This is a genomic window from Prevotella sp. P4-51 (assembly GCF_002251455.1).
Classification (GTDB): Bacteria; Bacteroidota; Bacteroidia; order Bacteroidales; family Bacteroidaceae; genus Prevotella.
The window spans coordinates 13,585-32,153 of record NZ_NPJM01000009.1 but is presented as its reverse complement, the minus strand read 5'-3'; the positions used below and the strand labels follow the sequence as shown (position 1 = coordinate 32,153).

Annotated in this window: 15 protein-coding genes; 4 read left to right on the top strand and 11 right to left on the bottom strand. The window is 54.2% G+C overall.

Annotation, left to right across the window (positions count from 1 at the left end; translation table 11 throughout):
- Nucleotides 1–40: 40 nt before the first annotated feature.
- The 7 genes from CIK94_RS00635 to CIK94_RS00600 are packed head-to-tail and all read right to left on the bottom strand — an operon-like array spanning nt 41 to nt 6,217.
- Nucleotides 41–1,288 (bottom strand): ABC transporter permease, encoded by a 1,248-nt coding sequence (locus tag CIK94_RS00635; protein ID WP_094420702.1) that lies wholly within the window; start codon nt 1,286–1,288, stop codon nt 41–43.
- Nucleotides 1,289–1,319: 31 nt separating this feature from the next.
- Nucleotides 1,320–2,579, bottom strand: coding sequence for an ABC transporter permease (locus CIK94_RS00630; RefSeq protein WP_094420700.1), 1,260 nt, complete (start codon nt 2,577–2,579; stop codon nt 1,320–1,322).
- Between the two features lie 16 nt (nt 2,580–2,595).
- Complete coding sequence (locus tag CIK94_RS00625; RefSeq protein ID WP_094420766.1) at nt 2,596–3,306, bottom strand: ABC transporter ATP-binding protein; 711 nt, start codon at nt 3,304–3,306, stop codon at nt 2,596–2,598.
- A gap of 25 nt (nt 3,307–3,331) precedes the next feature.
- Nucleotides 3,332–3,694, bottom strand: a complete 363-nt coding sequence (locus tag CIK94_RS00620; RefSeq protein WP_094420698.1) for a GntR family transcriptional regulator — start codon at nt 3,692–3,694, stop codon at nt 3,332–3,334.
- Nucleotides 3,695–3,707: 13 nt separating this feature from the next.
- A complete protein-coding gene (locus CIK94_RS00615; protein ID WP_144008253.1) occupies nt 3,708–4,523 on the bottom strand; it encodes a hypothetical protein in 816 nt (271 codons plus the stop codon).
- 10 nt (nt 4,524–4,533) lie between these two features.
- Complete coding sequence (locus tag CIK94_RS00610) at nt 4,534–5,376, bottom strand: hypothetical protein (RefSeq protein ID WP_144007685.1); 843 nt, start codon at nt 5,374–5,376, stop codon at nt 4,534–4,536.
- A gap of 16 nt (nt 5,377–5,392) precedes the next feature.
- Entirely contained in the window at nt 5,393–6,217 is an 825-nt protein-coding gene (locus CIK94_RS00600) for an ATP-binding cassette domain-containing protein (protein ID WP_022310217.1), read from the bottom strand.
- 78 nt (nt 6,218–6,295) lie between these two features.
- Here CIK94_RS00600 and CIK94_RS14255 point away from each other — a divergent pair, with 78 nt between their 5' ends.
- The gene (locus CIK94_RS14255) at nt 6,296–6,601 is read left to right on the top strand and encodes a hypothetical protein (RefSeq protein WP_158216486.1); all 306 of its coding nucleotides are present in this window, start codon (nt 6,296–6,298) and stop codon (nt 6,599–6,601) included.
- A gap of 308 nt (nt 6,602–6,909) precedes the next feature.
- On the opposite strand, the gene pgk is transcribed toward CIK94_RS14255, so the two are convergent.
- Complete coding sequence (pgk, locus tag CIK94_RS00590; RefSeq protein WP_022310215.1) at nt 6,910–8,160, bottom strand: phosphoglycerate kinase; 1,251 nt, start codon at nt 8,158–8,160, stop codon at nt 6,910–6,912.
- Nucleotides 8,161–8,365: 205 nt separating this feature from the next.
- On the opposite strand from pgk, the gene queC reads away from it, so the two are divergent.
- On the top strand, nt 8,366–9,025 hold the full coding sequence (gene queC, locus CIK94_RS00585; RefSeq protein ID WP_094420689.1) for a 7-cyano-7-deazaguanine synthase QueC: 660 nt from the start codon (nt 8,366–8,368) through the stop codon (nt 9,023–9,025).
- 88 nt (nt 9,026–9,113) lie between these two features.
- Here queC and radA read toward each other — a convergent pair whose 3' ends face one another.
- Nucleotides 9,114–10,517 (bottom strand): DNA repair protein RadA, encoded by a 1,404-nt coding sequence (gene radA / locus CIK94_RS00580; protein WP_094420687.1) that lies wholly within the window; start codon nt 10,515–10,517, stop codon nt 9,114–9,116.
- Nucleotides 10,518–10,611: 94 nt separating this feature from the next.
- On the opposite strand from radA, the gene CIK94_RS00575 reads away from it, so the two are divergent.
- Nucleotides 10,612–11,493: an ABC transporter substrate-binding protein gene (locus tag CIK94_RS00575; protein ID WP_094388490.1), complete on the top strand. Its 882-nt coding sequence runs from the start codon at nt 10,612–10,614 to the stop codon at nt 11,491–11,493.
- Between the two features lie 25 nt (nt 11,494–11,518).
- Nucleotides 11,519–13,750, top strand: coding sequence for a M48 family metallopeptidase (locus CIK94_RS00570; RefSeq protein WP_094420685.1), 2,232 nt, complete (start codon nt 11,519–11,521; stop codon nt 13,748–13,750).
- 78 nt (nt 13,751–13,828) lie between these two features.
- Here the strand turns inward: CIK94_RS00570 and thrA are convergent, their stop codons facing one another.
- Together thrA and rho are read right to left on the bottom strand one after the other, a co-directional pair.
- The gene (thrA, locus tag CIK94_RS00565) at nt 13,829–16,264 is read right to left on the bottom strand and encodes a bifunctional aspartate kinase/homoserine dehydrogenase I (RefSeq protein ID WP_094420683.1); all 2,436 of its coding nucleotides are present in this window, start codon (nt 16,262–16,264) and stop codon (nt 13,829–13,831) included.
- Nucleotides 16,265–16,482: 218 nt separating this feature from the next.
- Entirely contained in the window at nt 16,483–18,465 is a 1,983-nt protein-coding gene (gene rho, locus CIK94_RS00560) for a transcription termination factor Rho (RefSeq protein WP_094420681.1), read from the bottom strand.
- Nucleotides 18,466–18,569 lie beyond the last annotated feature (104 nt).

Sequence of the window (18,569 nt, the reverse complement as noted above, 5' to 3'; positions counted from 1 at the left end):
ATTTGTTCTTTCTTTTATTGTTTACGTTGTTGTGATGCTTTTAGTTCTCGCGCATGGCGTCTACGGGCTTGATGCTCATGGCTCTCCATGCCGGAGCCAGACCCGCCAGCGCGCCGAGGGCACATACCACCATGGTAGAGAGGATGGCTGTCCAGAAGTCTATCTGGAAGTGGGCCATCACCATGCCGTCGGTGGTGCAAGCCATCTCCACGAGCTGCAGTATGCCCACGCCGAAGAGTATGCCGCTCATGCCCGCCACGGCGGTGAGCACGATGCTCTCGGCGATAATCTGCGAGAGTATCATCTTGGGCGTGGCTCCTATGGCGCGGCGTATGCCTATCTCGCCGGTACGCTCCTTGACGGTCACCATCATGATGTTGCTCACACCGATGGCACCCGAGATGAGGGTGCCTATGCCCACGAGCCAGATGAGGAAGTTCACGCCCTGGAACAGGCCCTCCAGCATGGCGTACATGATCTCGGTATTGAATACGGTGACGCCCTCGGTGTCTTCGGGCGAGATGGAGTGGGCGCGTGCCAGCGTGGTGCGCATGCGGTCGGCTATGGTGCTCATCACCACGCCCTTCTTGCCCGTCACAGCCATCAGGTCTACGGCGGTACCACGGTTGTAGACCTTGCGCAGCACCGATTCGGGCATCGTGATGGTCTCTTCGGCACTGCCGCCGAAGTTTACCGCATGTCCGGAACTGTAGTTGACGCCCACCACGCGGTAGTAGGTCGAGTCTACACGAATGGTCTTGCCGCAGGGGTCACCTCCTTCGGGAAAGAGGTTCTTGTAGATTTGCTTGCCTATCACGCACACCTTGCGCTCCTGCTTCATGTCGATGTCGTTGATATAGCGGCCATAGTAGAGTGTGGGTGCAGCCACACGGGCATAGTCGGGGGTGACGCCTATGGTCGATGCGCTGAAGGTGTGGGTGCCACGGGTAGTGGTGCGGCGTCCGCCGAAAATCATGGGGCTTATCACGTCGAGCTCGGGCACCTGGTGGCGCAGTCTTACGATGTCCTTGGTGTCCATGCTCCATTCCCTGCCCTTGTTGAAGCCCCGGTATGCCTTGGTGGTGGGCTGTGCCCAGATGACCGACGCGTTAGTGGCAAATCCCGCGAAGTTGTTCTGCAGCATTTCCCTGAGCCCCTGTCCGCCACCGCTCAGCGCGATGAGCATGAAGACTCCCCAGAACACGCCAAAGCCCGTGAGCAGACTGCGGCTCTTGTTGCGCGTGATGGTGTCGAGTATCTCCTTGTATGTATCTAAGTCTAATCGCATATTGTTCTTGTAGAGTTGTGTAATCGGTTGTCTATTCGGCTCTCAGCGCCTCGATGGGCCTGATGCGCGAAGCCTTGATGGCGGGTATCAGACCGGCTATCGTTCCGGCGATGATGATGGTCAGGGTGGCCTTGATGCACACGTCGAGCCCCACGGTGGGGTCTACAAACATCGTGGCCCTGAATATGCCTGAGTCCATCACCATGTGGCCCATGGTGGCGTCCATATACAGATTGGTCAGTATGCCGCAGAGCATGCCGATGTAGCCGAAGACAGAGGTGATGATGATGCTCTCGGCGATGATGAGCCTCAGTATGTCCTTGGGACGCGCTCCGATGGCCTTGCGTATGCCAAACTCGCGGGTGCGTTCCTTGACGGTGATGAGCATGATGTTGCTCACGCCCACGATGCCGCTCAGCAGCGTAAACAGGCCCACTATCCATAGCGCAGTGCGTATCATGCCTATGCCCTGGGCCATGGTCAGACTGTCGGTATAGCGGTTCCACATCCAGAGGGCCTGCTCGTCGTCGGGGGCTGCCTGGTGGCGCAGATTGGTACTGGCGCGGTAGTTGGTCTCAAACTTCTCGTTGTCCTCCTTGGTCTTGAGGTTCTTGATGGAGAACTCGATGTTGCCCACATTGTCGCCTTTGGCATAGATGGCTTTCAGGGTAGTGAAGGCGGTGAAGAGTTCGTTGTTCTTGCGTGACTCGTCGTCCTTGGTGATGCCCACCACCTTGAACGCCAGACCATTGATGTTGACATTCTTGTCGATGAGCGACCGATAGTCATGACAGAGCTCCTTGGCCTGACTGCGTGAGAGCACCACCACCTTGCGGCGCTCTCTGAAGTCGGGCTCGTTGATAAACCTGCCAGCCAGCATCTCGGTCTTGTTGATGTTCACGTGGGTGGGGTAGATGCCGACGAGATTCTGGGTCGCCACATAGTTCTCGCCGTAGGCTACGGTGACACCGTACTGGCTCAGCACTCCGCCCACGTGGTCTACATGCTGGGTATAGTTGTCGCCGGTAATCGCCAGATCTCTGTCGTTGAGGGTTATTTCCCGTCCCTCCTTCAGGCCTTTGTACGCCTTCGATGTGTAGCCGGGCATCACCACCATCGAGTTGGTGATATACTTCTCGCTCCGTTCCATCTGGGCGTTGATGAGGCCGTTGCCCGCGCCCAGCAGGAATATCAGCATGAATATGCCCCATGCCACGGCAAAGCCGGTGAGCGCTGTGCGCAGTCGGTTGCGCTTGGAGGTGCTCCATATTTCCTTGATTAGTTCGCGCATGATGCTTGTTGTCAGGTTATTTCACATAGTCCTTGGCCACCAGGTGGTGGTCGCTGTTGTCTTCGATGCTGCCTATCACGCCGTCCTTGATGTGTATCACCTTGTCGGTCTCGTTGGCCACGCCGCTCTCATGGGTTACGACCACGATGGTCATGCCGTCGCGCTCGTGGAGCTCCTTGAGCAGGTCCATTACCTCCACGCTGGTCTTGGAGTCGAGGGCGCCGGTAGGTTCGTCGGCGAGTATAATCTGCGGTTTGGTGATGAGCGCACGGGCTATGGCCACACGCTGGCGCTGACCGCCCGACAGCTCGTTGGGGTAGTGGTTGGCCCACTGGCTCAGCCCCAACCGCTCCAGATACTCCATCGCCAACTGGTGGCGCTTGCGTCTTCCCACGCCCTGATAGAACAGTGGGAGCTCCACGTTTTCCACCGCGGTCTTGAAGGGGATGAGGTTGAACGACTGGAAGATAAATCCTATCATGCGGTTGCGGTATTCGGCAGCACGCGTCTCGCTGAGGTTCTTGATGAGCACTCCGCCGAGCCAGTATTCGCCCGAGTCATAGTTGTCGAGGATGCCCAATATATTTAATAAGGTGGACTTGCCTGAGCCCGAGGCTCCCATGATGGAGACAAATTCGCCCCGCTCGATATTGAGGTCGATGCCCTTGAGCACGTGCAGCGGCTGGGCTCCCTGGTAGGTCTTGTTTACATCTTTGAGTTGTATCATCATAATGTCTTAGAGGGTTGAGGGGTTAGCGATTGAGCAGACTGGCCAGCTCGTCGTTTACTTCGTCGAGAGAGATGCCCAGCAGCGACATCTGTCGCGCCATTTCGGGCAGCCGCTCTTTCATGAACTCGCGCTTGCGGGTCTTCTGTATCTGGTCCTTGGCGCCGGGAGAGACAAAGTAGCCCAGCCCACGCTTGTTGTAGATTACGCCTTCTGCCGCAAGCAGCTCATATGCCTTGACGGCGGTATTGGTGTTGACCTCGAGCAGCACGGCATACTCGCGCACACTGGGTATGCGCTCGTCCTCGTGATATTGGTCGGCCAGTATCTCGTCGCTCAGACGCTCGGCTATCTGTATGTATATGGCTTTGTCGTTGTTGAATGTCATAATCGTTGTGTCTTTAGAGATTGGTCATTCGGTTGCAGTCTACCTGCAGCCGGCAGAATATGCGGTAGGCCATGATGTGGTTGAAGATGGCCAGTGACACAAACAGGGTGGGAAACACCGTGTTGATGCAGCGTAGGCTGATATAGTAGGAGAGGTCTGTCGTACCCATCATATAGGCCACGATGCCCAGGAGGACAACAAAGAAGATGCACATGATGGGCTGGGCGTGCTTGCGGAATATGGCTCCACCCAACAGACAGCACGAATGAGCCCAGACGAAGCCAAGCCAGAACACCCAGCCCTCGCTCTTGAGCGTATAGTGGTCGGTGTTGATGGTTATCGCCGGCTGGAAATCGCTGCTTGCAGCCATCACTATAAACGACTGCCTGAAGCCGGGATAGACTATCAGGTTGATGAGATACTGGGCGATGTCGGCCACCACGATGGCCATCGCTGCAGTGAGCATTATGCCGAGGGTGACATAGCCCATGCGTGCCATGTACTTCTCGGCGTTGGACGCTGGCAGCATGAGAAATGCTATGCGTGTGGCTCTGGTTCTGAACGAACGGAAGATGAATGTGGCGCCGACCAGCACGACCATCAGGAATACCGAGCAGATGCCGAAGCTGCCGGCGTAGGTGAGCATCTCTTCCGCCGTGGCGTCGTCGGGCAGATGGTGCATGCGCAGGTCTATCAGCTTGCTCATCTGCATGAAGGGTATGGTCATGGCGATGACCGTCACGGTGAATATCTTGATGAGCTCGTTTCGGTTTTGGGCGATGTCGTTCATTATCACCATCGCCATGCGTTTGGGAGCGAATGTTGTCATATATTGTTCATTAGAGATTGGTAAACTTGTCGCAGATTATCTGCATACGCTTGAAGATGCGGTAGGACCCTACGTAGTTGGCTATGCTCAGCCCGATTAGTATTGCGGCCACGGCGGTTGTCGCGCCGACCGTCGGTTTAGGGGAGAGAACTCTCGGAAGGATGCCGATCTCGGGTGCCGTATTGCTGGCGAAGATGAGCAGCATCAGACTCAATGCCACGCAGGCTGTGGGGTGGCGGCGCAAGAGGGTGCCGCCCAAGGTGCAGTAGGAGTGCAACCACAGCAGTCCGCTGTAGGTAACAGTCATCGCTGCGATGTCGTCTGGGAGGGGCAGATAATCTGCCAACTGCTGCTTGCCGCTGCCTGTGATGAAGCAGCATATCATCTCCCATAGGCACGAATGGTGGATGCCGGGATGGAAGATAAAGCTGAGGGCAAACTGTATGACATCGCCCACCACCAGGGCGGCGGCAAATGTGAGCACGCTGCCGAGAGTGATGTGGATAAAGCGTGTGGCATATTTCTCTGCATGACTGGCGGGCAGCATCAGGTAGTGCTCGCGCATGGGTTTGGTCTCCATGTTGCTGAAGATGAGGGTGCCCATGGCGCAGAGGAATAGCGGAAGAATTCTTAACGCGCCGGCGATGACAAACATGACCACATTGTCGGGTAGTCTGCTTGCCCATTTTGCGTATTTGTCTTGGTACGGTACGATGCTTAGTATGAAGGTGAAATATAAGCTCAAGAAGGCAGAGAGTATCATGCCGATGCGGAGTGTCTGGCGCCGGCTGTTGGTCCAGTTCCAGCGGAGCAGCATACATAGCCTGTCGAGGCTGAAGTTATGGGTAGTCATAATGGTGGGGGAGAACTCAGATGAATAGTTTGTGATTGATGGCACCATCGAACAGTAGTTCGAGGTCTACGGGGGTCTCTGCCATGCCCTCCTCGCGGTGGGCTATCACGGCGCAGCCCTGGAGGTTGGGTTCGGCATAGACCACGTCGCTGTCGTCGGCGTTGGTGGGGCGCTGCTCAAAGCGGTAGTGCTGGCAGATGTCGCTTATCGAGGCGTCGAGCAGCACTTCGCTATGGTCGAGTATGACCACGTGGTCGAGCAGCGACTCTACATCGTGAACCTGATGGGTAGAGATGATGAGGGTGCGGTCGGGAGTCATGTGGCGGGCTATCACACGGCGGAAGAGACTCTTGGACGGGATGTCCAGACCATTGGTAGGCTCGTCCATCAGCAGCAGGCGAGTGCCGGTGGCAAGGGCAAAACTCATATATACCTTCTTCTTCTGTCCCATGGACAACTGGCCGAGATTGGGGTCGCCATTGAGCTCAAATTCAGCAAGACACTGGTCCAGTACTTCTTGTGAGAAGTTGGGATAAAACCCTCTATTGACCTTGACATAATGGCTCAGCCGGATGTGGGGGAGGTCGTACTCTTCGGGCACGATAAACATGTTGCTCAGCATTTCGGGATGGTGGAGACAGGAGTTGCTCCCGTCTACCAGCACTTCACCCTCGGAGGGGCGCAGCATGCCGCAGATGAGATAGAGCAGGGTAGACTTGCCCGTGCCGTTCTTGCCCAAGAGGCCGTAGATGTTGTTCTCTTTCAGCTGGAGACTGAAGTGCTCGAATACCTTGTGCTTGGTGCCAGGGTAAGCGAAGTTGATGTTGTTGACTTGTATCATATCCTTAATATCAGTTGTTTTATAGTTACCGAGTTTATCGTGTTTCGGTGTACCATTGTAGTAGTACACTGCAAAGGTATGTTGAAAGTTCCAAAGTACAAAGACATCACCCTATTATTTTCCGTTTTTAACACAATATTAACACTTGGCACCCTCAAACCCACCTTCACAACCTCCGCGCCCACCTTCACCACCTCCGCACCCACCTTCACACCCCCCGAGCCCACGCTCGCCAAATTTGTGACCATCTCCAGCAGAATTATGATGACCTTCAGCAGAATTATGATGACCTTCAGCAGAATTATGATGACCTCCAGCAAAATTATGATGACCTTTAGCAAAAATGTGACTACCTCTACTTTTCTCCGCGAGTATATTCGTTAATCTCTGTGACCACCATCCCAACTCTCCTGACCTTCGCGGGCGGCTCGTAACGTTTGGTGCGGAAGCGCGCGTTGTTTGAAACGGATATTCGTATCAAGCGGTGCGGAAGTGCGTGCCGTAAGATACGTGTCGCCAACCGTGGTTGCCACGGCGGCAAAGACATGAGAAACAATGACATGGATGGCTGCCTGCGATGTAGGGGTAATCAGAGGTGGAGCGGGGCAGACTGCAGGGATAAAGAAAAGGCGGAAAGGTCACTCTGCGACCCTTCCGCCTGATATGATACTAATGATATAGGATATGCTGGTTTAGCCCTCGATAGCAGCTACGCCGGGGAGCACCTTACCCTCGATGGCCTCGAGCATAGCTCCACCACCGGTAGATACGTAAGATACCTTGTCGGCCAGGCCGAACTTGTTGACAGCTGCAACTGAGTCACCGCCACCTACGAGTGAGAATGCGCCATTCTCCTGGGTAGCCTGAGCAACATACTTGGCAATCTCGCCAGTACCGTGAGCGAAGTTCTCCATCTCGAATACGCCTACAGGACCGTTCCACAGGATGGTCTTAGACTCGAGGATAATCTTCTTCCAGTGCTCCAGACTCTCCTCAGAGGCGTCCATACCCTCCCATCCGTCGGGGATGTTGAAGATGTCTACCACCTTGCGGTTGGCGTCGTTGGCAAATCTGTCGGCAGCAACGGTAGCTACAGAGAGGCTCAGGTTTACACCCTTCTCCTTGGCAGCAGCCATTACATTGAGTGCCTCGGGCATGAGGTCGTCCTCGTGGAGAGACTCGCCGATGTGGCCACCCTGTGCCTTGATGAAGGTATAACCCATACCACCACCGATGATGAGGTTGTCTACCTTGTCGAGCAGGTTCTTGATGACACCGAGCTTAGAGCTTACCTTAGAACCACCGATGATGGCGGTGAAGGGGTGCTGGGCGTTCTTGAGCACGTTGTCGATGGCTGTTACCTCTTTCTCCATGAGGTAGCCCAGCATCTTGCTGTCGGCGTCGAAGTAGTCAGCGATAACGGCGGTAGAAGCATGCTTGCGGTGAGCTGTACCAAAGGCGTCGTTAACATATACATCAGCGTAAGAAGCGAGCTTCTTGGCGAACTCCTTCTGGCGAACCTTCATTTCCTTCTTGGCCTCGTCAAACTCAGGTGTACCCTTCTCTACGCCTACAGGCTTGCCTTCCTCCTCGGGATAGAAACGGAGGTTCTCGAGCAACAGTGCCTCGCCGGGCTGGAGGGCAGCAGCAGCCTCGCTGGCGTTACCGCAGTCGGGAGCAAACTTAACCTCAACACCGAGAGCGGCGCTTACGTTCTTTACAATCTGACCCAATGAAAGCTCGGGCTTAACCTTGCCTTTGGGCTTGCCCATGTGGCTCATCATGATGAGGGCACCACCATCGGCAAGTACCTTCTTCAAGGTGGGCAGAGCACCACGGATACGGGTGTCGTCGGTTACGTTGCCATTCTCGTCCAGTGGCACGTTGAAATCTACACGGACAATTGCCTTCTTACCGGCAAAGTTGAATTGATCGATTTTCATTTCGTTTGTATTTTAATGATTGGTTATATTATCTGTATGCAAAGTTAGTGCTTTTTTTGATGATAAAGTCATTACACCTTAATAATTTTATACGGATGGGCCAAAAAAGTAGTGCCCTCGATGATGAAACCAAAAATAATCGGGAACAAAACGATGGTATTAACCATTTATTGTCTAATTTTGCAGGGTGATAACAATAAGCAATATGAACAAAGATTCTGTTTTGATAGTAAGTGGAGGCATGGACAGCATCACCATGCTCTATGAATACAAGGAGCGTATAGCGCTGGGTATCTCGTTTGATTATGGCAGCAATCACAATGCGCGTGAGATTCCCTTTGCCGCCATGCACTGCGAGCGCTTGGGCATCAAGCATATCGTAATCAATCTGGGATTTATGCACCAGTATTTCAAGAGTTCGCTCCTGGAGGGCGCCGAGGCCATCCCCGAGGGCAACTATGATGAAGAGAATATGAAATCGACCGTTGTGCCCTTCCGCAATGGCATCATGCTCTCGATAGCGGCAGGTGTGGCTGAGTCGAACGGGCTGAAATATGTGATGATGGCCAATCACGGCGGCGACCACACCATCTACCCCGACTGCAGACCTGAGTTTGTCAGCGCCATGTCTGAAGCTACGCGGCTGGGAACCTATCCCGGCATAGAGGTGCTGGCTCCCTATACCGACATCACCAAGAGCGACATAGCCCGCCACGGCAAGGCGTTGGGCATAGACTATGCCGAGACCTGGAGCTGCTACAAGGGTGGCGAGCATCACTGTGGCAAGTGTGGTACCTGTCGTGAGCGCATCGAGGCTCTGGCCGATGCCGGCATCGAAGACCATACCGTCTACGACGAAGAATAACGGGAGAGGCGTATAAACAGCAAGAGCACCTTGGGCTATCCATTACGGTATGCCCAAGGTGCTCTTGCTGTTGTCGGAGGTGAAGGCTCTATCCGAAAAGGACGCGCAGGGCTTCTTCGACCTTACGCACGGGATGGAGCTTGATATTGTATTTGTGTGGGTTGACGCTCTTCAGATTGAGGGCGGGGATGACGATGTCGGTAAAGCCCAACTTCTCGGCTTCGGCGATGCGCTGCTCTATACGGTTGACGGCACGCACTTCGCCGCTGAGACCCACCTCGCCACACATGCACCATCCAGCCTCGATGGGGGTGTCTACGTTGCTGGACAATACGGCGGCAATCACGCTGAGGTCCATCGCCATGTCAGTGACTCTCAGTCCGCCGGCGATATTGAGAAACACGTCTTTCTGCATGAGCTTGAAGCCCACCCGCTTCTCCAATACGGCGAGCAGCATGTTGAGTCGGCGCTGGTCGAAACCCGTGGCCGAGCGCTGGGGAGTGCCATAGGCTGCCGACGAAACCAGTGCCTGGGTCTCCAGGAGGAAGGGGCGTACGCCCTCGATGGCTGCACTGATGGCTATGCCTGACAGCCCCGCGTGGTCCTCGGTGAGTAACAGTTCTGAAGGGTTGCCCACCAGACGCAGACCGTCTTGCTCCATCTCGTAGATGCCCAGTTCGGAGGTGCTGCCAAAGCGGTTTTTGATGCCGCGCAGGATGCGGTACATATAGTGCTGGTCGCCCTCAAACTGGATGACAGCATCTACGATGTGTTCCAGCGTCTTGGGGCCGGCGAGCGAACCCTCCTTGGTGATGTGTCCGATGAGGATGACCGGTATACTGCTGGTCTTGGCAAACCGCAACAGTGAAGAGGCGCACTCACGTATCTGAGTCACACTGCCAGGGCTTGACTCGGCGTCGTCGGTGGATATGGTCTGTATCGAGTCGATGATGACCAGCTGGGGCTTGACCTCCTTGATGCAGGCGAAGATATTCTCGAGCGACGTCTCGCAGAGTATGCTGATGTGGTCGAGGGCACTGTTGCCCTTGCCGATACGCTCGGCGCGCATCTTGATTTGGTGCGGGCTCTCCTCGCCAGACACGTAGAGTATATCCATATCGCTCATGCGTAGGATGGTCTGCAGGGTGAGGGTAGACTTGCCTATGCCAGGTTCGCCACCCAACAGGATGATGCTGCCGGGCACAATGCCTCCACCCAATACACGGTTGAGCTCGCTGTCGTGGGTGTCGATGCGCGGGTCTTCCTTGGCGGAGATGTCGCGGAGTCGCAAAGCATGGCTGTGGCCCTCGCCCACGCTGCGGTGGGCATTGAGCGTCTGCGCTGCCGACTTGGCGGCAGTGGTGCCCGTATCGGCTGAGATACGTATCTCTTTGAACGTGTTCCACTTGTGGCAATTCGGACATTTTCCTATCCATTTCGCCGATTCCTGTCCGCACTCCGAGCAGACGTACGCTATCTTGTCTTTGGCCATTGTCTTGTATATTGATTACCACAAAAGTACTAAGTTTTTTTATTGTATCAAAAAATATTGCTACTTTTGCATATAAATAAATATGTGAATACAGATGAAACATAAACCAATATTCCTGCTTGCTGTCATTGTCTTGCTGTCGGCTTGCGGCCAGTCGTATGAAGAGAAAGTAAGACTCAGCCGGGCAGAAAGAGCCCGATTGGCGCAAGAGGAAGCGGCTGCGCTCAAGGTGGCGGTGCTACCTACGCTCGACTGTATGCCTGTGTATCTGGCCAAACAGAAACACTGGTATGACAGCACGCAAGTGGACTTGAGGCTGAAGGTGCGTAATGCGCAGATAGACTGTGACACGGCGCTCAAAGGCAAAAGCGTGGAGGTGGCAGTGACCGACCTGAAGCGTGTGGAGCATATGACCAAGCACGGGGTGGGGCTTCTGACGATGGGGCCTACCGATGCCTACTGGCAGTTGATAGCCAACCGCACGGCGCGTGTCAAGACGGCGGCGCAGTTGGGCGACAAGATGGTGGCGATGACCCGCTACTCGGCAACCGATTATCTCACCGACAAGGCCCTCGACGGTGTCAAGACCTCTGCACCTGTATTCAGGGTGCAAATCAATGATGTACTCATAAGGCTGGATATGCTGAAAAACAACGAAATGGATGCCATGTGGCTGACAGAGCCACAGGCCACGACAGCCAGGATGTTCAAGCACACGGTAATCGAAGACAGCCGGAAAATGAAGGAACATCTGGGTGTGGTAGTGACAGGTGCCCATCTGATGAAGGACAAAAAGCGCGTGAAGCAGCTCACCGCGTTTGTCGAGGGATATAACAGAGCCTGTGATTCGCTCAACCACTATGGTGTAAAGCATTATGCCGACCTGGTGAAGGCGGTCTGCCATACCGATGGCAAGACCATAGACAGGCTGCCCAAGTACTCTTACCCGCACATCGCCCTGCCCAAGCAGCGATAAGCAATCACTCTAAGACACAGTGGCTATGGATAATGCCATACAGACAATACTGAAAGATTTCAACGCTCATCGGCGGCTTTCAAACACATTGACCCGCCTGTCAAAGTTGATAGAACAACAGGCATTGTATGCCTTTTCGGGTGATGTCGATGAAATACGCCGCAACTATGACCTGATGCTCGACTTCATGCGTCGTGGATATACCGACGAGCGTCGCAATGACTTGTATGACGAAATGATTGGCAAAACCTATAGGCTAATCCAGAACATACAGGTAGAACTCAAGAAAAAAGACAATCCTTCCTATCATGACGCCGCCTATCGGCTGGCGTCCAGTCGCATTGATTTCGACCCTGACGCTATCAGGCAGCGGTTGGAAGACCATGTGGCTGATATGGCCATGCTCTCGCTCGAGGCGCCCGAGAGTCGGGAAGAACATCGGCGGCAGTTGCTGCAGGCGCACGATGCGTATATGGGGCGCCTGTTTGACCATATCCTGCTGTCCAACCAGTGGAATGATGCCGACGCGTCGTTCTACAGGATGCTGCTCACCTCGCCCGCCATCGATACGGTGGATGCCCAATGGATAGTGGGGGCCATCATGCTGGCCTGCGTCAACGTCTTCGACCTGAAGAAACTGGAGGTGCTGGCGGCGGTCTATGTGGCTGATGTGGCTGAAAGCGTGCGCCAACGGGCACTGGTGGGCTGGGCCTTGTCGCTCGATGGCAACCAGACGCTGATGGTGGAAGGCCAGAAGCGCACGGTGGATATGATTGTAGAACACGACAAAGGCGTGGAGCAGCTCAAAGAAATGCAGATACAGCTCATGACCAGCGTCAATGCCCTGTATGATGATGAGTGTATCAAGCGCGATATCATGCCTACGCTGCTCAAGCAGGGGAATATGGATTTGGCCCAACTCTCCAAGGATATCACCCAATCGTCGGACCTTCATGACATCCTGCATCCGGAGGATTCGGAAAATATGATGAGTGAAGTGGAGACGGTCATGAACCGAATGAAAGAGATGGCAGCCAAAGGGCGGGATATCTATTATGGCGGTTTCTGTCAAGCCAAGCGCTATAGCTTCTTCTCCAAGTTAAGCCACTGGTTTGAGCCCTTCTTCTGGGACAACCCATCTGTAGACTCGGGAAGCGCAGAACCGGAAGATGCCCATGAGGTGATAAAGAGCATGCTCTCTGCACTTCCTTTCTGCGACAACGACAAATACTCTTTTGTCATCTTGTTTTCCAAGATGATGACCCAATTGCCCGCTAATCTGCGCAAGGCAATGATTGAAAACAAGGGCGGCGTCATGCCGATGGCTGCTGAAGACATGACATCGGCCTCGTTTATCCGCCGCAATTATCTCCATGACCTTTTCCGTTTCCATCAGTTGTATGCGATGAAGGACAACTTCGTCGATTGTTTCAGGATGCGTCAGCGGCCTGATGTGGTCAATGTCTTCGTTGCCGACGACCGTCTCTTCGGCGACACGGATGGTTATAAGGAAATGTGCTATGACGCCTTGCGCTTTATGGATAGCATGGACACGCGCAAGGACGAACATTATCACACCACAGTGCTGACTCTGCTTGCAGCAGTGCCAATGCCATTGAGACTGTCTGACCGTCTGTTTGTCGCCCACTACCTGTGGCAGCATGGCGACAAGGCTACGGCTGCGACGATGTATGATGTGATGGTGGCCGAATATCCCGACAACGAGTATGTGCTGCGTGGCGCCGCCCATAGTCGTCTGGACCGCAAGGACTATCTGGCAGCACTGAGTTGCTATGACCGTCTGGCAGGCATCCATGAGGACAATGTGAACTATCTGCTTAACCGCTCTCTGTGTCTGGTGATGTCGGGCAGGGTGGAGGAGGCGATGCCGACATTGCACAAACTGTACTACAACAATCCCGACAACATGGATGTGGTGCGTGTGATGCTGTGGGGCATGATGAACCAGGGCAACAGTGAGCAGGCTGTGGCTGAGTATGAGAAGCTATGTGCCAAATGTCCTGACAATGCCGATGACCGTCTGAACTATGGGTATAGTCTGTGGCTGTCGGGACGAGTGGCAGAAGCCGTGGAGGTGTTCAGAGCCTATCTCGCTATGGCAGGCAGGCGCGACAAGGGTATAAGCCGTAGCATCTACTCCTCGTTTGAGGCCGACATAAACTTGCTGCAGAGTCAGGGCATCGACGAGACCGCCATGCACCTGATGGCCGACGCGGTGGATGTGCGTCCAGAGTAATCGACACATACATATATATACGCTAAGAGGGTACAAAGTGATTGGCTTTGTACCCTCTTAGCGTATAGTGACTACTAATCAGATGTTGGCTATAGACATGATGTTGGCAAAGACTCCGGCTGCGGTGACCCCGGCGCCGGCTCCATAGCCCTGTATCAGCATGGGGAACTCCTTGTAACGCTCGGTGGTAAGCATCACGATATTGTTGGAGCCCTGCAGATTGTAGAAGGGATGCCCCTTGGCCACCTCTTTGAGAGAGACCTTGGCCGCACCGTTCTCCATCTCTGCCACAAAGCGCCAACGCTTCCCCTCGGCTTCCAGTTGCTGACGCTTGGCTTCAAACTGCTTGTCCAAGGAGGGCAGCTTGGCCCAGAAATCGTCGGTACTGCCCTCAAACATCTGCTGGGGGATAAAGAGATGCTTCTCTACGTCGGCCTGCTCTATCTGATAGCCGGCTTCGCGGGTGAGGATGACCAACTTGCGTATCACGTCGGTGCCACTGAGGTCGATACGGGGGTCGGGCTCAGAATAGCCGTTCTCCTTGGCCAATCTTACGGTCTCGGAGAATGGGACGGTGGCAGACAGCTCGTTGAAGATGTAGTTGAGCGTGCCACTGAGCACCGCCTCAATCTTGAGTATCTTGTCGCCTGAGTTGCGCAGGTCATTGATGGTGCCGATGATGGGCAGTCCGGCGCCCACATTGGTTTCAAAGCGATAGATGACGCCACGCTCCAGCGCCGTGTTCTTCAGTCGGATATAGCTCTGATAGTCTGACGAAGCCGCAATCTTGTTGGCGGCAACCACATTGATGTTGTGCTCGAGCAGGGTCTGGTAAATCTGTGCCACATCCTTGCTTGCGGTGCAGTCGACGAACACGGAATTGAAGATGTTCATTCCCAATATCTTCTCCTTCAACAGTTCTATATTGCTTGGCGATGACTGTTGCAGCATCTCTTTGTAGTGGCTGAGGTCCAGTCCGTCGCGGTCGAAGATGGCATTCTTGGACGAAGCTATTCCCACGACATTGAGCTTGAGGCGCGAGTGCTCCTTGAGTTCTTCATACTGGCTGCGTATCTGCTCGATGAGCATGCTGCCTACGGTGCCGATACCGCAGATGAAGAGGTTGAGCACCTTATAGTCGGACAGGAAGAACGAGTCGTGCAAGACGTTAAGCGCCTTGCGCAGAGATTTGCCTTGGATGACAAAGGAGATATTGGTCTCAGAGGCTCCCTGGGCACAGGCGATGACAGAGATACCGCTACGTCCCAGCGTGCCAAACAGTTTGCCCGCCACGCCAGGCGTATGGCGCATGTTTTCGCCGACGATGGCCACCGTGGCAAGTCCGCCTTCAGCGTGCATGGGAAACATGGCTCCGGTCTCTATCTCCTTGGCAAACTCGCTGTTCAACACGTTGACAGCCTCTTCGGCATCGGCGTCGCGGACACCGATGGAGGTGGAGTTCTCGGATGAAGCCTGGGAAACCATGAACGCGGAGATGCCACCGTTGGTCAGTGCGGTAAAGATGCGCTGGTTGACACCGATGACGCCCACCATAGACAGACCAGCCACAGTGATAAGCGTGGTGCCACTGATGCTCGAAATACCCTTGATGGGCTTGAAGTCGTTGGCTATCTGCTGCTTGATGATGGTGCCCGGGTTTTCGGGGTTGAAGGTGTTCTTGACCTTGATAGGGATATTCTTGACGCAAACGGGGTAGATGGTGGGCGGATAGATGACCTTGGCGCCGAAGTTGCAGAGCTCCATCGCCTCGATGTAGCTGAGCTCGCTGATGGTATAGGCGTTCTTGATGACGCGCGGGTCGGCTGTCATAAAACCGTCGACATCGGTCCATATCTCCAGCACGTCGGCATCGAGCGAGGCGGCGATGATGGCGGCGGTATAGTCGGAGCCGCCACGACCCAGATTGGTGATGTCGTGGGTGTCGCGGTCGCGGCTGATAAAGCCGGGCACGATAGAGATGCGCGAGAGATTGGCAAAGGTTTCGCACACACGCTTGTGGGTCAGGTCGCTGTCCAGGATGTGGCGGCCGTTTTTCTGCTCGGTGACGATGAAGTCGAGGGAGTTGACACGGCGGGCTCCGCGTATCATGGCTGCAACGATGTGAGAGCTGATGCGCTCGCCATAGCTGACGATGGTGTCGTAAGATTTCTTGCTGAGGTCGTGGACCAGATAAACGCCGAAGAAGATGCTCTTCAGCTGGTCTAATAATATATCAATGGTAGCAAAAAGCTGCTCGCGTGCGGTGTTGTCAGTAATGACGGTGTCAATCATCATGTAGTGACGGTCAACGATTTCGTCGAATGACTGTTTCCACTTGTCGTCGCCGTTCTCAGCCAGTTTGGAGGTGGCAATCAGTTTGTCGGTGATACCTCCCAACGCACTGACGACGACGATGACTGGCTGGCGTTTGGCTTCCTTTTCAACAATGCTTTTTACACTCAGAATACTCTTGACGGAACCTACTGATGTACCGCCGAATTTCAATACTTTCATATCCGGTCAATATGTTTATGTGGTTATTATTGTGCATCCCCGCTACGAATGGGGCAGTGCAGAACTTGGGTACAAAGTTACAGAAAGTCTTGGGCAGGACAAAGGATATGACCATGTTTTTTTGCTTCGTGAACAGTTAATAGAAGTTTATATACGCATCGAGGGAACTGTCTCGTAAAGACGGTTCCCTCGATGATAGTCGTAATATGTATTGCTGCTTATCCGTTCATGGCAATCAAGAACTCGTTGTTGTCCTTGGTTCTTACCATAGTATCGTGGATTTCGTTCATAGCCTCGAAAGAGTTCATGTCGCTGAAATGCTTGCGCAATACCCACATGCGGTCGAGCGTAAACTGGTCTTGCAGCAGGTCGTCGCGGCGTGTGCTTGATGCCACCAGGTTGACGGCAGGGAAGATGCGCTTGTTGCTGAGTGAGCGGTCGAGCTGCAACTCCATGTTGCCGGTACCCTTGAATTCCTCGAAGATAACCTCATCCATCTTGCTGCCGGTGTCGATGAGAGCGGTGGCAATGATGGTGAGCGAACCGCCGCCTTCGATGTTGCGCGCGGCTCCGAAGAAACGCTTGGGCTTCTGCAGGGCATTGGCGTCGACACCACCGGTGAGCACCTTGCCAGAGGCAGGGGAAACGGTGTTGTAGGCGCGGGCCAGACGGGTGATGGAGTCGAGGAAGATGACAACATCGTGGCCACATTCGACCATGCGCTTGGCCTTCTCGAGCACGATGCCGGCTATCTTGACATGGCGCTCGGCAGGCTCGTCAAAGGTAGAGGCGATAACCTCGGCATTGACGGTGCGGGCCATGTCGGTAACCTCCTCAGGACGCTCGTCGATGAGCAACATCATGAGGTAGGCTTCGGGGTGGTTGGCTGCTATGGCGTTGGCGATATCCTTCATCAGTATGGTCTTACCTGTCTTGGGCTGGGCCACGATGAGGGCGCGCTGTCCCTTACCGATAGGAGAGAAGAGGTCTACTATGCGGGTAGAGAGGTTGGTCGTGGCGCGGTCGCCACAGAGTGTAAATTTCTCGTCGGGGAAGAGTGGGGTAAGGTGTTCGAACGGGATGCGGTCTCTGACTTCTGCGGGCTCGCGTCCGTTGATTTTGTCTATGCTGGTAAGGGGGAAATACTTCTCGCCCTCATGGGGTGGACGTACATGGCACTGGACTACATCGCCTGTCTTCAGTCCGTAATGCTTCACCTGGGCGTTGGAAACATAGACATCGTCAGGAGAAGAGAGGTAATTGTAGTCGCTGGAGCGCAGGAAGCCGTAACCGTCCTGCATAACTTCGAGCACGCCATTGGCAGTGATGATGTCGGAGAAGTCGTATTTGGTAACATTCTCCTGCACGGGCTGCTGGTATGACTGTACGGTATTGTTGACGGGAGTAGTGGGGTTGTCGAACATGTCGTAGGTGGGCACGACGCCTTCGTCTTCGATGGGCAGGTCGTGGGTGATGATGAAATCGGTGCCATCACCGGGGTCGCCTTCCCATACGTCGTTGGTAACCATCGGGCTGTTGTCGATGTTCTCGTTGTGGGCGTTGATTTTTGCCTGCAACTTGGCTATCAGTCCTTCGCTGTCGCCCTCTTCTGCAGCGGGCTGGTCGCCCATGGCAAACTGGGCTTCGGGAACGAAGTCGGCTTGCTCTGCCTGGGGCTCTTCTACCTGCTCTGGAGCTTCGGGCTCACTGGCCTGGGGTGTCTCTGCCTGAACAGCAGTAGCGGGCTCCTCGGTAGCGGGCTCGTCCTTTACGGGTGTCTCTTCTGAAGGAGTGGCTTCGTCGGCCTCTTTCTTGGTGGTCTTGCGTGTGCGACGCTTGGGCTTCTCAACGGGCTCTTCCTCGGCCACGACTGGAGTCTCAACGTCTTTGTTGAGCAACTCTTCGTTGGCAAAAAGTCCGGGTTCTTCCTTGTGGGTGTTGATGTTTTTCTTCAGGTCGAAGTTCTCGCCTTCTTTCCCATTCACGGTATATACTTTGTCGCTTTCCTTCTTGATGATGCGTGTTCTACGGCGTTTGGCTCCAAGTGGGTTTTTATTGCCTTCGTCTTCTGCCTGCTTGTCCAAAATGGCATAGGCGAGGCTCTCCTGGTCGCTGTTGCCTGTGGTCACAGCACCCATGCTGTGAGCAATATCCAACAGTTCAGGAATAGCTTTTGCTATCAGTTCTTCTTTGCTATACATATATATTAATATGTGATGTGGTTATATAAAATAATGTTTCAAGGGATGAAACATTCTTGGTACATCTTAAATGTGTCTGCAAAGTTACTAATAATCGTTGGAAT